The organism is Mycobacterium neglectum, from assembly GCF_002591975.1.
Classification (GTDB): Bacteria; Actinomycetota; Actinomycetes; order Mycobacteriales; family Mycobacteriaceae; genus Mycobacterium; species Mycobacterium neglectum.
Map to the genome: position 1 here is coordinate 93,317 of NZ_NVQE01000012.1, position 13,887 is coordinate 107,203.

The window sequence follows — 13,887 nt, forward strand, 5'->3', positions numbered from 1 at the left end:
TGCTATTCAGAAGCGACGCAAACCCAACGCCGAGGAGCGCCGCCGCGATCTATGCGACGCGGCGATTCAACTGTTGGCCGGTGAGGGCGCCAAGGGGTTGAGCCACCCGAAGGTGGATCGTTACGCCGAAGTGCCGAACGGTAGTACGTCGTTTTACTTCCGCACCCGCTCGGCGTTGCTGCAGGCCACAGCGCAACGCCTCGCCGAACTGGATCTCGCAGACTTGATGTCGGTCGCGACTCGGACCGACGGAGATGACACCGTCCGCGCAGGCAGCGCATCCCCACTCGCCACGATGGTCATGCTGTCGGGCGAGGAACCGCGGCTGACTCGGACGAAGGCCCGATTCGAGCTGCTGCTGCAAGCCAATCGGGATCCTGAGCTCGCCGAGATCTTCAGACACAACAGCGAGATCTTCACGGAATTGCACCGTCAGGAGATCCTGTCGCGTTCGCAGCCCAAGGGCAATCCCAACGCGAAGGTGCTGGACGAACAGACCGCCGCCACAATGAGTTTCGTCAGCGGCCTTCACATGCGGTTCATCGCCGGCGATCGTTCCATCGAGAGCGCCGAACAACTAGACCTCTTGCTCAAGGGCATAGCGGACGGCATCGCGGCCGCCTACGCCAAGCCGCGTCGCAATCGGGCTGGTTGAGCGCTGCCGCTGAACGCGATCAGACAATTCGTCCCGCCCTTCCTGGCCACACTCTAAGATATTAGAGTGGGAAGGGGACGCACATGGGACGCATGAACGGCAAGGTCGCTTTCATTACCGGCGCGGCCCGTGGGCAGGGTCGCAGCCACGCCGCGCGGTTGGCGGAAGAGGGTGCCGACATCATCGCCGTGGACCTCTGCCAGGACGTCGCATCGCTGACGTACCGGCTCGCGCAACCGGAGGATCTGGAAGAAACCACTCGGCTCGTCGAAAAGCACGGCCGTCGCATCATCGCGACGCAGGCCGACGTCCGAAACGTCGATCAGCTGAAGGCTGCGCTGGCGGCCGGTGTTTCGGAACTGGGCCGGCTCGACGTCGTTGTCGCGAACGCGGGTGTCGTCGGCATCAAAGGCCAACCCCCACTCGACGCCTGGTGCGACACGATCAACACGAACCTGGTGGGCGTCATCAACACCGTCCAGGCGGCGCTGCCCCATCTCGCCGAAGGCGCGTCGATCATCGCGACCGGCTCGACAGCGGCGTTGATGGACACCGCGAAAAAGGACGACCCCGGACGAGACCCCGGCGGATCGGCCTACGTGCACGCCAAGCGGGCCATCGCAGGCTACGTGCATGACCTGGCCGGCGTCCTTGCCGCGCGCAACATCCGCGTGAACGTCGTGCATCCGACGAACACGAACACCGACCTGATTCACAACGACGCGACGTACCAGTCGTTCCGACCCGATCTCCCACATCCGACCCGAGCTGACGCCGAACCGGCCTTCATGGTCCAACAGGCGATGCCCATCCCGTACGTGGACCCGCTGGACATCAGCAACGCTGTGCTGTTCCTCGCCTCGGATGAGGCGCGGTACATCACCGGCACTCAGTTGCGGGTGGACGGCGGCGGCTACCTCAAGTGGTACGACTATCACATCTGACACGTCACCAAATGCGGCGGAGCTGGGCGCCTGTCCGCCGGTGGCGCAACTGCGCGACCCGCTCCTGCGGCGTGAGCACCGGTGTGCCTGCGGGTAAGTGCTCGAGTACCTCGGCGACCGGCACCTTCGTCACCCTCGCCTCGGGGTACTCTTCGGCGCGGTAGAAGCGTGCCTGCAGGATGCCCCATGGCCAGTCGGCCTTGTCGAGCCAATTGTGCACGCCCGGATCCCTTTTCGATACCACGCCGCGAAACCAGCCATCGGGATCGATGCGAGCCTGAACGTCGTTGAGGCTCGACTGGCGGTTCACCCAGTCGACCGTCGAGAACCGGTCGTCGGCGACCAGGATCTGCCAGTAGTAGCAGTCGGTCGGCACGGGGAACTCCACGATCAGCGCCTCATCGTCAGCGATCTGGTGGATTCCGTCGTAGTACGCCTGTTTCGTCGCCAGACCGCCGCCCTGCTGTATCCACTGCGATCGCAAAAGGACATTGATCCCGTGGTGCTCCCGGTAGTACCGGACGAGCTCCATGTCGAAATCGATCATGCCCATGATCCAGTCACCCAATTCCGAAAAACGGCGGGCGATCTCGGCAGGCTTCATATCCTCACCACCGTCATCGAGCCGGTTGATCGCGACTTGCGCGTCGATCTCGGTGTTCCAGTCGCACGCACACTTTCGCATCAGCAACTTGCCAGCCTCGGGGTTGAGCGGCCACCAGTCGCCGTCCTCATCCGCGGGACGTGCTGCACTGAGCACCACCCTGAAGGTGCCGTCTTCGGCGATAGTCAGGTCGTCGAGGTCGTGAGTCATGGCCTGGAACTTCATCTGCCGCTCAACGCCTTTGAGACTCTTCATCATCCCGGGAGCCGACTGGGTGATCTCGACGAAGCGCACCGTGCCGCGTCGACCAGTCAGTTCATACACTCCGGAACCGTCGACTTCGGCGTTGAGGTACACGTAATCGGGGTTGGGGCCGCCCTGGTTGCAGGCGTAGTTCCACAGCGGCATGAACACGGGTCTACGGGCGTCGGTGTACACGTGGCACAGATAGCCGCACGCAAGGATCGACAGCGCCAGCTTGTTCATGTCCTGCACCTCTGCGTCCGACGCGCTCTCGGGGCGCCAGGTGGCCAAGAGGTGGTCGGCGACGCCTTTGAGCGCCTCCATCTGTTCGTCCCAGGTGGGCAGGTCAGTCATGGTGGTCATCCCTCCACCGCCACGTCGAAGTGGCGGATGTAGAAGTCGTAATCGGACCGGATCTGTCCGGCGTCGAGACCGAACTGCTCGGCGGTGTAGTGATGAGCGCCCTTGGCACCCATCGTGTTCGCTTCTTGCCAGTCGAAGATGGTCCGCTCGACGCCGGGCGTGAGTTCGAGATCGAGCCAGTCGTACACGCGCCGGATCGTGCCCTTCGGATCCGCGACCAGTTCACGGTGCTGGATGTCAAGGAAGCGGTGCTCGCCGATACGGGCACGTTCCTCGATGGCGCGTTGCATGCCCTCGCGGAGGTGCTCGCTGACCTCGTGGCCCAGGGCGCGCAGATCGCGACGTTCGGCGGCGGGCGGGAAGATCGTCGACACCAAACTGGTGTAGGACGGCACCACCTTGGCCGGGTCCCGATGTGTCATCACGAACCGCATCTCGGGATAGGCCCGGGACAGCGCCTCCAGATGGAACTTGTGATGCGGTGCCTTGAACAACCATAGTTCCGGCGGCCGCTTCGACCCGAGCAGTTTGACGACTCGGCGATGGTACTCGTAGGTCTGCGTTAAATCCGCACTGCGCCACCATTTTCGGTAGCCTGCGACCGGCAGCGTCATCTGTTGGCCGTGGAAGGCCATACCGAGGATCTCGGTGTCTTCCATAGTCGCGTCGACCTCGAAGATGTGCATGGCGGCGCTGGCAGCCGAGCGCTCTTCGTGCCTGCGGACGAACTCGACCCGACGCGGATCCTCGGCTTCGCATTCGGCCACCGGCGGTGGCACCGGTTTGGTCTGCTCCCAGCCACGCAGGCACCGGAATTGGGGGTCGAGCGAAAGCATGTCCGCGAGCGCGGTGGTGCCGGTGCGTGGCAGTCCGTTGATGTCGACGGGACCTCGGATCTCGACGTCGTGCACGTCGGGGTGCTCGGCGTACCAGGCCTCGACGTCCAGCCGATTGACCAGGCGACGCCGCAGGTCACCGATCACCGCGTCGTCGGTATCGGGGTGCAGATCGCCATCGCGCTCGAGGCTGTCCAACAGGATCGCCAAACCGTCGCGGAAGTCCCCGGGACCGAAGTCGGCGTGACCACTCTCAGTGACAGCGTCCTGCATGAGCCGGTCGGGCGACGGATACCGCGTACGGCTCATCGCTGGGTCACTCGGTCCGGATAGTGGTGCGCGGCCATAGCGCGGAATCCGTCACGCCAGTCCACGGTGCACGGCCCGGTGATCGAACGTCGTTTGGTGTGGTCCCCGACGGAACCGATCGATGCTCCTGGAACAACTTCGACGCGAAGATCGAGCTCGACGCCGATCAGGTCCGCGAAATAGCGTGACCACTCCTGCACGGTGACGGGTACGTCGCCGGCCCAGTTCACGATCGTGGCGGGCACACTGGCGGCCCTGAGTAGCGCCTCGACCTGTGTGTTGATGTCGTCGTAGTGAATGGGGCTGTAAGGCAGTGGATCCCACCGCACCACCACCGGTCTGCCCTCGGCGATCGCGTTGAGATGCCAGAGTGGCAGGCCCCCGCGATCGCCATAGGCGCTGCCCATCCGGGCGATGGTGATCGGCAGATCGAACTCGCGGGCGCAGTACCGCGCGACGGCTTCCTCGGCGATCTTCACGATGGAGTAGGGCTGCGGGGTCGGCAGCCCGGCATCGCCTATCGGATCGCCTTCCCGAAACGGATGCCACGGGTCGGGATGCGGCTTGTAGACCGTGACGGTCGACATCACCAGCGCTGCCTTGGCGTTGCGGCAATGCGACAGCAGCAGGCCGGTACCCTCGGCATTGACCCGCAATCCCTGTTCGTAGTCCTCGCCGAAATCGGCCGCGATGTGCAGGAGGTAGGTGAAATCGTCCGGGAGGGAATCGAAGTCGGCGTCACCGAGGTCGACAATCTGCGTGGTGACGCCCAGTGCCTCGACTTCCTCGCGGACGACTGGGTCGGAGAAGCGCGCGATGCCCCACACTTCGTTGTGGGGCGCCAGCGTCTTGGCGATACCGTGCGCGATTCGCCCACCGGGCCCGGTGATGAGAACCTTCTCACCGCTCAACATTTGCCACTCTCCCGTCCCGTCCGAGTGTGCGCCATGTGCTGATGCGTCGTGTCATGATCGTCCGCATGGATGCCGACGCAACGATGCCAGCGGCTCACCCACTGTTCGAGCAGCCATGGCCCGACGGTGAGTTCCGGTTCTTTCAGGTCGGCCACGTTGTCGACGACGTCGTTGTCGCCGCCGCTCGCTGGGTGCGAACGTTCGGCATCGGACCCTTCCACGTGATGCCCGTCGTCGGACAGCAGGCGGACTACGGCGGAGAGGTCCGTACGGTTCGGATCCAAGTCGCCGTCGCACAGGCCGGACCTGTCCAGATCGAGTTGATCCAGCAGCACTGCGATACGCCGAGCATCTTCACTGAATGGAGCCGCGGCGGCACATCTGCTTTCCACCAAATAGCAACGTTGACAAATGATTACGACGGAAAGGTCGCGCATTTCAAGACGCTGGGCCATTCGATCGCCGCGGAGAGCCTCGGCGGAGGATTCCGGGTGGCCTACATCGACACCGCGGCAGAGTTCGGGTTCTATACCGAGGTCGTCGAAGCCCCATCCAGCTTTCTTGACCAAGTGCGCAGCGTCTCTGACACCTGCGCCGCCTGGGACGGTCGCGACCCCGTGCGAATCATGACCCGGGGCGGCTACCGGGTGCCCGAAGGATCCAGCGGGCGGTGACACGGACTTCATCGCCAAAGCCACCCTTACGTCGATGTAGTGAGCTAACCTACGCAATGACTCTAAGGTCTTAGAGTGATGCAATGCAACCAACATTCCCAAGACAGCAGGAGGACGCAGGTGGGCGGTGACGAGTCCACCTCGGTCGGGGATCTGACGGGGCCACTGCGGGGCACCTCAATCGAGACGTCTGTCCTCGGTGCGCTCGACACTCTCGAGCGTGCTCTTCAGTTGAAGCCTTTGGGTAACAACCAGTTCCAAGCGTCCAACGAAGCCGATCGGTTTGGCCGCATTTTCGGTGGCCAGCTCCTCGCTCAGGCGATGTATGCGGCGTCGGCGACCGTCGAGGCCCACGCGCCGCATTCTCTGCATGCCTACTTCGTTCAGACAGGCGATTCGAGACGGCCGGTGGAGATCGTCGTGAACCCCGTTCGCGACGGGCGGTCCATGGCGACGCGGCAGGTGAGCGTGGCGCAGGGAGACCGCACGCTGCTGACCGCGGTGGCGTCGTTCCACAGCAACCCGGCAGAACCCGAATTGACTCACGAACCGGTTGACGCGCCGCCGCCGGAAGAATTGCCTCTGCTGCAGCATTGGGTGGGTCAGATGCCGCCGGAGATGCAGAGAAACGCACAGACCTGGATCGACGCCCCGCCCGCGCTGGAAATGCGGATCGCAGAACCGACGACGTTTCTGGGCGGTAGCCAGACATCGGGACCACGTTCACATTGGATGCGCTTACCGCGACATATTGCCGACAATCCCGCGCTGCACAACGCGATGCTCACCTACGCGAGTGACTACCTGCTGCTTGACATGGCGCTTCGTTGCCATCCCCAACCCGCCGATTACACGTCGATCGCCGCGGTCAGCCTGGACCACGCGATCTGGCTGCACCGTCCTGTCCAATTCGACGAATGGCATCTTTACACGCAAGAGATAGCTGCCATCGCCGGGCACCGCGCACTGGTTCGCGGAGTCATTCGCGATGCGGCCGGACACGTGGTCGCCAGTACCGCGCAGGAAGTGCTCATCCGGCCCATCGCAGAATCGCCGCGAGCGAAGTAGGCGGGATGGCGATGTCCGGTGACGACGTGTTCGACCTACAGGGTCGGGTGGCGCTGGTGACGGGCGGCGGAACCGGAATCGGCGCCGCGACGGCGATGCTGCTCGCCACGCACGGCGCCGACGTGGCGATCGCCGCCCGCACAGTGGCCGATCTGGAACGAACCGCCGCAGCGGTGACAGCGGCCTCGGATCGCAAGTGCCTTGTCGTGCCCACCGATGTCAAGGTCGAAGACCAAGTCGCGGCGATGGTGAAACGGACTGTTGATGAACTGGGACGGCTCGACATCCTCGTCAACAATGCCGGTGGCACGCGGATGGGTCCTCTGCAGGATTTACCGACCAGGGCGTGGGACTCGGTATATGAGCTGAACGTGCGATCTGCATACGTCGCGACACGCGAGGCCGGAATTCACTTCCGAGCCCAGGGATCCGGCGCGATCGTGAACATCTCATCGGACGCCGGTATCCACGGCGTCAAGGGCGGCGCCCACTATGCCTCGGCAAAGGCAGCCCTGCAGATGTTCACGACGGTCACCGCCGCCGAGTGGGGCCGGTATGGCATTCGGGCCAACTGCATCGCCGTGGGTGCCATCGCGTCAGAGCGGGTGGTTCAGGCATGGGAGGTCGCCGGCATCGATCAGGCCGATTTCGCCGCGAGAATCCCGTTGGGTCGCACAGGCCGACCTGATGAGGTGGCGTGGGCCGTTCTGTTCATGGCCAGCGATGCCGCCTCGTACATCACTGGCCAGACATTCGCCGTCGACGGCGGGCCGAGCCTTGGCGGCATTCCCGATTCCTGACCGTCATCGTTGACTTCGCTCCTGCCGCAGCGGAATGTGTAGAGGCCAATCAACGAGAGGTGACGATGTCGAAAACAGTTGGCCGAGTGGCTGGCAAGGTCGCGTTCATTACAGGTGCAGCGCGCGGTCAGGGCCGTGAACACGCCATCCGGCTCGCCGAGGAGGGCGCCGACATCATCGCCGTCGATGCCTGCGCCGACATCGACGGCGCGCCCTACCCACTTGCGACCGAGGCTGACCTCGACGAAACTGCTGCACTCGTCGAGAAGTTGGACCGGCGCATCGTCACCGCCAAAGCAGACGTGAGGGATGTCGAGGCGCTCGGCACTGCGCTGCAGCAAGGAATCGATGAGCTGGGCAGGCCAGACATCGTCATCGCCAACGCGGGAATCAGCGGCAGCCCCGCCCCCGCCGCGATGATCGAGGAAGCCGCCTGGCAGACGATGTTCGACATCAACATCACCGGGGTCTGGCACACGATCAAGGTGGCAGTCCCCCACATGTCCGACGGTCGCGGTGGCTCGATCATCCTGGTGAGTTCGATGCTGGGGCTCCGCGGCGGCGGCTACATGGCCCACTACGCCTCGGCGAAGCACGCCGTCGTCGGATTGATGAACTCACTCGCCAATGAACTTGCTCCACAATGGATTCGAGTGAACTCGATCCATCCGGGGAACATCCAGACGCCGATGATCGACAACGAGCAATTCCACCGCACCCTAAGGCCTGACCTCGCAGAGCCGACCATGGCCGACGCGGGCGAGATCATCGGAACCTTCCACATGCTGCCGGTGCCCTACTTCGAGGCACGGGCAGTCAGCAACGCGGTGCTGTTCCTGGCCTCGGATGAGGCCAAGTACATCACCGGGGCCGCCCTGCCGATCGATGCAGGAGCGACCGCGAAGTTCTGAGGCTCAGCGCGCCCCGCGCACCAACCGACCTGGGCGTGCGCCGGTGTCGATACTGTCGCGCCGGGTGACGACACCGCTGACGATCGTGGCGCTGTAGCCGCTCGCACCCTGGACCAGGCGCTGCCCGCCGGCGGGTAGGTCGTACGCCATCTTCGCGGGATGCAACGTCAGCGCATCCATGTCGATGACGTTGATGTCCGCTTTCTTGCCGGTTTGAATGACGCCACGATCGGTCAGCCCGAAGAGCTGCGCGGTGTCGTGAGACTGCTTGCGCACCAAGTACTCCAGCGGCAGCTTCTCACCCCGGTAGCGATCCCGCGCCCAGTGCGTCAGCAGGAACGTCGGATACGACGCGTCGCAGATCATGCCGCAGTGCGCGCCGCCGTCGGACAATCCCACTACGCCGGCGGGATGCAACAGCATCTCGCGGATGGCGTCATGGTTGCCGTAGAAGTAGTTGTAGAACGGCAGCATCAGCATGGCCGTTGCATTGTCTTCGAGCATCAGGTCATACAGCGTCGACAGCGGGTCGTCACCCCGCTCGGCGGCGATCTTGTCGACGGCCTTGTCCTGGGTCGGTTCGTAGTCGGGCGGGTCGCCCAGCGCATAGATACGGCCGAGTGAGTACTGCACGAGGGCGAACATGTTGTCGAACAGCTTCGTCGGATCGGGCGGCAGGTCGTCCTCCCCCAAGATCGCCGCCTTGACCGCGGGATCGGCGAGCCGTGCCCCCAACTCCTGTCGGTCGCATTCGGCCTTCAGTCTCCGGAAGGTCGGCCGATGAGTGAACGCATGATGGCCCGGAAACCCGAAGAGCATGCCGAACGGCCGCGCCGCGATTTGCGGATACAGGCGACTGCCCGTCGCATGAGCCGCCGCCGAGACGTCCAGTTGCTCTCGCCAGAGGTCAGGTGCCGCGTCGACCTGGATCATGCCGAACGAGATGGGTCGGTCGATCTCGGCGCCCAGGCGCTGCATCCACTCCAGTTCCTTCTTGGGCGCGATGATGTCCTCGCCTGCGACCCCCTGCGGGGCCAACTCGAAGACCGCCTGCCCGCCCGCGGCCATGGCTCGGCCGAGTCCGAACAACTCGTCCTCTGCCGCGAAGGTTCCCGGTACCGGTTCGCCGTCCATGGCGCGGTGCCCCAGGGTGCGCGACGTCGAGAATCCAAGCGCGCCTGCCTCGATGCCCTCCTGCACGATCCGCGCCATGGCCTTGATGTCCTCGGGCGTGGCGGGCTCGTTGCGGGCGCCGCGCTCGCCCATCGCATAGGCGCGAACCGAACCGTGGGCGATCTGGCTGCCCACGTCGACGGCGAACTCCTGCTTTCCGATGACGTCGAGGTATTCCGGATACGTCTCCCAGCCCCAGGTCATGCCTTCGGTGAGCGCGCTGCCGGGAATGTCCTCGACGCCCTCCATCAAAGCGATCAGCCAGTCTTCCTGGCCCGGCCGCACCGGGGCGAACCCGACGCCGCAGTTGCCCGCGACGACGGTCGTCACGCCGTGACCGCTGGACGGCTCCAGCGAGCTGTCCCAGCTGACCTGGCCGTCGTAGTGGGTGTGGATGTCGACGAACCCCGGAGCGACCAGCTTGCCCGTCGCGTCGATGGTTTCGGTCGCGTTGCCCTCCAGCGAAGCGTCGCCGTTCCCACGGCGACGGACCTCGACTATCCGCCCGTCCTTGATGCCCACGTCGGCTTGGAATCGGGCCTCACCCGTGCCGTCCACGACGGTTCCGCCAGTGATTTTCAGGTCGAACACGATTTACTCCCTCGACGTCCTTGAAGCCGTTATGGTGGCCAATGTAACACCGTTACAGACGAGCAGTAGCCGGATTCGGAGGTAACCCGTGACGCGAACGGCACCGGTCGACGGCACCGCCGGCAACCCGGCCCATAACGCGCGCGAGGACGCGATCGGAACGCCTCCGCAGCGGCCCACCCTGGTACCGGCGCAGCGCTATTACTCGGCGGATTTCGCCCGCCTAGAAGCCGAACGAATGTGGCCCAAGGTGTGGCAGTTCGCTTGCACCGTCGACCACGTGGCCGAACCGGGTGACTACTTCGAGTACCGCTGCGGGCCCTACTCGGTGCTGATCGTTCGCGGCGATGACGGCGACCTGCGCGCGTTTCAGAACGTGTGTCGGCATCGGGGCAATTCGCTGTGCGCCGGATCCGGATCGGACCTGCGTGAGCTGCGTTGCGGTTATCACGGCTGGACGTGGGATCTGTCCGGCTCACTGCGACGGGTGCCCAACCGAAAGGGCTTCGGCGCGCTCCGGTTGACCGATTTCCCCCTGATACCGGTTCGGGTCGAGACGTGGGAACGACTCGTCTTCGTCAATCTCGATGCCGACGCGATCCCGCTGCATGACTACCTGGAGGCGATGCCAGACGACATCGCGTGGAACCGGCTCAGCGACTTCCGGTGCTACGCCACCATGACCATCGAGGTCGATGCGAACTGGAAGACGATCGCCGATGGGTTCAGCGAGACGTACCACATTCAGACGTTGCATCCGGAGCTCCACAGATGTATGGACGATGTCTATGCGCCGCAGGTCATCTGGGGTCACACTGGAAAGTCCGAACAGCTCTACGGGCTGCCCAGCCCGAGCATCAAGGAGAGCCTGACCGACGCCGAAGTGTGGGACGCCTACGTCACCACGCAGGGCGCGCTGATGGGCGTCGAGGAGGGCACGCTGTTCCCGCCCGATCGGCACGGGCAGTCGGCGGCTGATGTGATCGCCGCGCGGACAAAGACTTTCGCCGATAGTCGCGGCGTCGACCTGAGCTGGGCGAGTACCGATCAGGTGATGCGGCTGCACCAGTACAACGTGTTCCCGAACATGTCGCTGCTGACCAACGCCGATCACTTGACGGTGTTGACCGCACATCCCGGGCCCGATCCCGATCGCGGCGAGCTGGTGATGATCGTCTGGATGCGGATGCCGCCGGGAGCACCACGAATCAGGCCGACGGATGTACGGATGACGGCGGCCGATGCTCACCCGGGTTTGGTACTCACGCAGGACATCACGGTGTTGGCAGGACTGCAGCGCGGTTTGCACCAGCCCGGGTTGACCCATCTGACGTTGTCCAACGAGGAACGCCGCGTCATCAACATGCACCGCAATCTGGAACGCTATCTGGACCTACCCGAGTCGGATCGGATCACCGGAGGTGAGCCGGTTGACGTCGCCACGTAGCAAGAGCGGTGCCTCCGTCACAGCGGATCAGATTCTCGAGACCGCGGCACGGCTGATCGATGTCGACGGCGTGGATGCATTCACCATGCGCCGGCTGGCCGAGCAGTTGGGTGTCGCAGTCACGTCGATTTACTGGCATATCGGCGGCAGAGACAAACTTTTCGACAGCCTGGTCGAGGGGCTGCTCGCACAGATGACGCATCTCCCGAGCGATGGCGATAACCCCGTCGACCGGATTGCGTCGATCGCGCGATCGCAACGCAGGCTGCTCATCGAGAAGCAACATCTCTTGGCCATCGCCCATGAACGCGACCGGACACCGCAGCTGTTCCTGCCTATTCAGCAGCGGCTCGCGGCGGAGCTTTCCGAACTGGGCATCACCGGGAGTGCGGCCGCGCTCCTCGTGCGAGTCGTAGAAGTTCACGTCATTTCCGCTGCAATCATGCAGTTTTCGGCGGTCCGCGGAGCCAAGCACGACGAAGAGGATCCGTCGCTGTGGGCCGACGCGTGGCCCGACCGGGCGCTGGTCGAAGCTTTGCAGGCCCCTACCGACTACGACGCCGTGTTCGAGTACGGACTTAACGCACTGCTGGCCCCGCTGCGCATCGACGCCCGTGGGTGATCTATCGGCGGCCGCGGTCGTCGCGACCGCGCAGGAGTCCACCGGACTCACCGATTTCGGGGGCGACGACTGGCGTGAAGCACTCGACGTCCTGACTGAATCGCTAAGCGCCGAGGCCGGTCTGAGCGAGTTCGGAGATGTCGTCGCCCAAGCCGACCTCGTCGGATCCCTGACCAGACGCCTGCAGATCGTCGACTATCGCCGCACACACCCCGAGGTCGCGAACTCCCCTATCGAGCGCCCGGTTTTCATCGTCGGCCAAGTCCGCACGGGAACCACGATCCTCTTCGAACTGCTCGCACAGGATCCCGACGCCAGGGCTCCGTTGACGTGGGAGGTCGACGCGCCCTGTCCGCCACCGGAAGCGACGACGTATGCCACCGATCCACGCATCGAGGACAGTCGTCAGATTCAGGAGATGATGACGTCGATCATCCCAGACCTCAGGGCCATGCATCCGATCGGTCCGCTGCTGGCGCAGGAGTGCGTCCGCATCACCGCGATGGATCTGCGGAGCTTCATCTTCCCGACGATCTATCATGTCCCGGCCTATGCCCGGTGGCTACTGGACACGGATATGGCGTCGGCCTACCGGTGGCACCGGCGGTTCCTGCAGCATCTGCAGTCACGAATCCCGGTGAACCGCTGGGTACTCAAGTCGCCCGGCCACATCTGGGCCTTGGACGCGATGATGAAGCAGTACCCGGATGCTCGGGTGATACAGACGCACCGCGATCCACTCCGGACCATCGCGTCGGTGTCATCCTTGGCGTGCACGCTGCGCACATTCGCCAGCGAGCAGACTCCCATCGAGGGGGTCGCCCGCGAGTGGGCCGAGTACGTCATCGACGGCATCGACCGGTCGGTCGATGCACGGGAGTCCGGGATCGTCCCGCCCTCGCAGGTGGTCGACGTGCAGTACCAGTCGTTCGCGGCCGACCCGATCGCCACCGTCGGCGCCGCCTACGACCAACTGGGACTTGCCTTCACAGCCGACGCTGAAGCCAGGATGCGCAATTTCCTCGACGCTCAGCCCGCCCACGAGCACGGCGGGCACCATTACACGTTCGCCCAAACGGGTCTGAACGAAGAGGCACTGCGGGAGCGCACGGCGCGGTACCAGAATTACTTCGGCGTCCCCAACGAGCCTCTAGGGTGAGCGCGATGGACCCGGCACTACAGGAAATGCTCGACGAGTTCGCGCTACGGAAGCTCGTCCACGCTTACTGCCGCGCCGTGGACCGAGGCGATATCGCAGCGCTGCGAGACCTTTATCACCACGACGCCACCGACGCCCACGGCGCATTCTCAACGGGCTCTGTTGAAGGATTTTTTGAGCAGCTCGTCGCCTCTCGTCCTTTCATCAAGGCGATGGCGCACAACATCACGACGGTAAATTTCGCGGTCGATGGAAACTCGGCCGAGGGCGAGATCTACAACATCGCGGTCCACACGCTCGCCGGCAGGGGGCGTGACGTCGATCTCGTGATCGGCGGGCGCTACCTCGACAGGTACGAGAAGCGTGCTGACACGTGGAAACTGCTCGAGCGGACCATCGTCACCGACTGGGCGCGGGTGACCGACCCGTCCTCGATGGATATGGGCCACCCGATCACCAAAGACACCCTCAAGGGAACGCTGGACGAAACCGATCCGTCGTATCAGTTCTTTTCGCTGCTGGTCGCCCGCCGGCCGGGGTAAAGCCGGCCCAAATCAAGATCGGCAAAAACGGC

General features: G+C 64.2%; 14 protein-coding genes. 10 read left to right on the top strand and 4 right to left on the bottom strand.

What is annotated here, in order from left to right; translation table 11 throughout:
- The first annotated feature begins 4 nt into the window (after window positions 1-4).
- Window positions 5-655, top strand: a complete 651-nt coding sequence (locus CSQ99_RS12185; protein ID WP_099039300.1) for a TetR/AcrR family transcriptional regulator — start codon at window positions 5-7, stop codon at window positions 653-655.
- A gap of 83 nt (window positions 656-738) precedes the next feature.
- Window positions 739-1,599, top strand: coding sequence for a mycofactocin-coupled SDR family oxidoreductase (locus CSQ99_RS12190; protein WP_099039301.1), 861 nt, complete (start codon window positions 739-741; stop codon window positions 1,597-1,599).
- A gap of 4 nt (window positions 1,600-1,603) precedes the next feature.
- Here the strand turns inward: CSQ99_RS12190 and CSQ99_RS12195 are convergent, their stop codons facing one another.
- From CSQ99_RS12195 to CSQ99_RS12205, 3 genes are read right to left on the bottom strand one after another with little or no spacing between them, the layout of a single operon-like run.
- Window positions 1,604-2,809, bottom strand: coding sequence for a DUF1214 domain-containing protein (locus CSQ99_RS12195; protein ID WP_245908872.1), 1,206 nt, complete (start codon window positions 2,807-2,809; stop codon window positions 1,604-1,606).
- A complete protein-coding gene (locus CSQ99_RS12200; protein ID WP_099039302.1) occupies window positions 2,806-3,954 on the bottom strand; it encodes a sulfotransferase family protein in 1,149 nt (382 codons plus the stop codon). The genes CSQ99_RS12195 and CSQ99_RS12200 overlap by 4 nt, the downstream gene beginning before the upstream one ends.
- Window positions 3,951-4,868 (bottom strand): NAD-dependent epimerase/dehydratase family protein, encoded by a 918-nt coding sequence (locus CSQ99_RS12205; RefSeq protein ID WP_099039303.1) that lies wholly within the window; start codon window positions 4,866-4,868, stop codon window positions 3,951-3,953. The genes CSQ99_RS12200 and CSQ99_RS12205 overlap by 4 nt, the downstream gene beginning before the upstream one ends.
- A gap of 65 nt (window positions 4,869-4,933) precedes the next feature.
- On the opposite strand from CSQ99_RS12205, the gene CSQ99_RS12210 reads away from it, so the two are divergent.
- From CSQ99_RS12210 to CSQ99_RS12225, 4 genes are all read left to right on the top strand, one after another.
- Window positions 4,934-5,542, top strand: coding sequence for a VOC family protein (locus CSQ99_RS12210; RefSeq protein ID WP_245908873.1), 609 nt, complete (start codon window positions 4,934-4,936; stop codon window positions 5,540-5,542).
- A gap of 120 nt (window positions 5,543-5,662) precedes the next feature.
- Complete coding sequence (locus CSQ99_RS12215; protein ID WP_245908874.1) at window positions 5,663-6,610, top strand: acyl-CoA thioesterase; 948 nt, start codon at window positions 5,663-5,665, stop codon at window positions 6,608-6,610.
- A 5-nt stretch (window positions 6,611-6,615) separates the two neighbouring features.
- On the top strand, window positions 6,616-7,410 hold the full coding sequence (locus tag CSQ99_RS12220; protein ID WP_218014587.1) for an SDR family NAD(P)-dependent oxidoreductase: 795 nt from the start codon (window positions 6,616-6,618) through the stop codon (window positions 7,408-7,410).
- Between the two features lie 65 nt (window positions 7,411-7,475).
- Window positions 7,476-8,321, top strand: coding sequence for a mycofactocin-coupled SDR family oxidoreductase (locus CSQ99_RS12225; RefSeq protein ID WP_099039354.1), 846 nt, complete (start codon window positions 7,476-7,478; stop codon window positions 8,319-8,321).
- A gap of 3 nt (window positions 8,322-8,324) precedes the next feature.
- Here CSQ99_RS12225 and CSQ99_RS12230 read toward each other — a convergent pair whose 3' ends face one another.
- A complete protein-coding gene (locus CSQ99_RS12230) occupies window positions 8,325-10,085 on the bottom strand; it encodes an N-acyl-D-amino-acid deacylase family protein (protein WP_099039305.1) in 1,761 nt (586 codons plus the stop codon).
- A gap of 88 nt (window positions 10,086-10,173) precedes the next feature.
- Between CSQ99_RS12230 and CSQ99_RS12235 the strand changes: the two genes are divergently transcribed.
- From CSQ99_RS12235 to CSQ99_RS12250, 4 genes are read left to right on the top strand one after another with little or no spacing between them, the layout of a single operon-like run.
- Window positions 10,174-11,532 carry an aromatic ring-hydroxylating oxygenase subunit alpha gene (locus CSQ99_RS12235; protein WP_099039306.1) on the top strand — a complete coding sequence of 453 codons (1,359 nt, stop codon included), beginning with the start codon at window positions 10,174-10,176 and terminating at the stop codon, window positions 11,530-11,532.
- A complete protein-coding gene (locus CSQ99_RS12240) occupies window positions 11,507-12,154 on the top strand; it encodes a TetR/AcrR family transcriptional regulator (RefSeq protein WP_099039307.1) in 648 nt (215 codons plus the stop codon). The genes CSQ99_RS12235 and CSQ99_RS12240 overlap by 26 nt, the downstream gene beginning before the upstream one ends.
- Complete coding sequence (locus CSQ99_RS12245) at window positions 12,147-13,313, top strand: sulfotransferase family protein (RefSeq protein WP_099039308.1); 1,167 nt, start codon at window positions 12,147-12,149, stop codon at window positions 13,311-13,313. Before CSQ99_RS12240 ends, CSQ99_RS12245 begins: the two co-directional genes overlap by 8 nt.
- A 5-nt stretch (window positions 13,314-13,318) precedes the next feature.
- Window positions 13,319-13,855, top strand: coding sequence for a nuclear transport factor 2 family protein (locus CSQ99_RS12250; protein WP_099039355.1), 537 nt, complete (start codon window positions 13,319-13,321; stop codon window positions 13,853-13,855).
- The last annotated feature ends 32 nt before the right edge of the window (window positions 13,856-13,887 follow it).

Bases quoted from the DNA above. Each gene is read 5' to 3' on its own strand.
- CSQ99_RS12190 (WP_099039301.1), top strand. From the start codon at position 739: ATGGGACGCATGAACGGCAAGGTCGCTTTCATTACCGGCGCGGCCCGT.
- CSQ99_RS12195 (WP_245908872.1), bottom strand. From the start codon at position 2,809: ATGACCACCATGACTGACCTGCCCACCTGGGACGAACAGATGGAGGCG.
- CSQ99_RS12200 (WP_099039302.1), bottom strand. From the start codon at position 3,954: ATGAGCCGTACGCGGTATCCGTCGCCCGACCGGCTCATGCAGGACGCT.
- CSQ99_RS12205 (WP_099039303.1), bottom strand. From the start codon at position 4,868: ATGTTGAGCGGTGAGAAGGTTCTCATCACCGGGCCCGGTGGGCGAATC.
- CSQ99_RS12210 (WP_245908873.1), top strand. From the start codon at position 4,934: ATGGATGCCGACGCAACGATGCCAGCGGCTCACCCACTGTTCGAGCAG.
- CSQ99_RS12220 (WP_218014587.1), top strand. From the start codon at position 6,616: ATGGCGATGTCCGGTGACGACGTGTTCGACCTACAGGGTCGGGTGGCG.
- CSQ99_RS12225 (WP_099039354.1), top strand. From the start codon at position 7,476: ATGTCGAAAACAGTTGGCCGAGTGGCTGGCAAGGTCGCGTTCATTACA.
- CSQ99_RS12250 (WP_099039355.1), top strand. From the start codon at position 13,319: ATGGACCCGGCACTACAGGAAATGCTCGACGAGTTCGCGCTACGGAAG.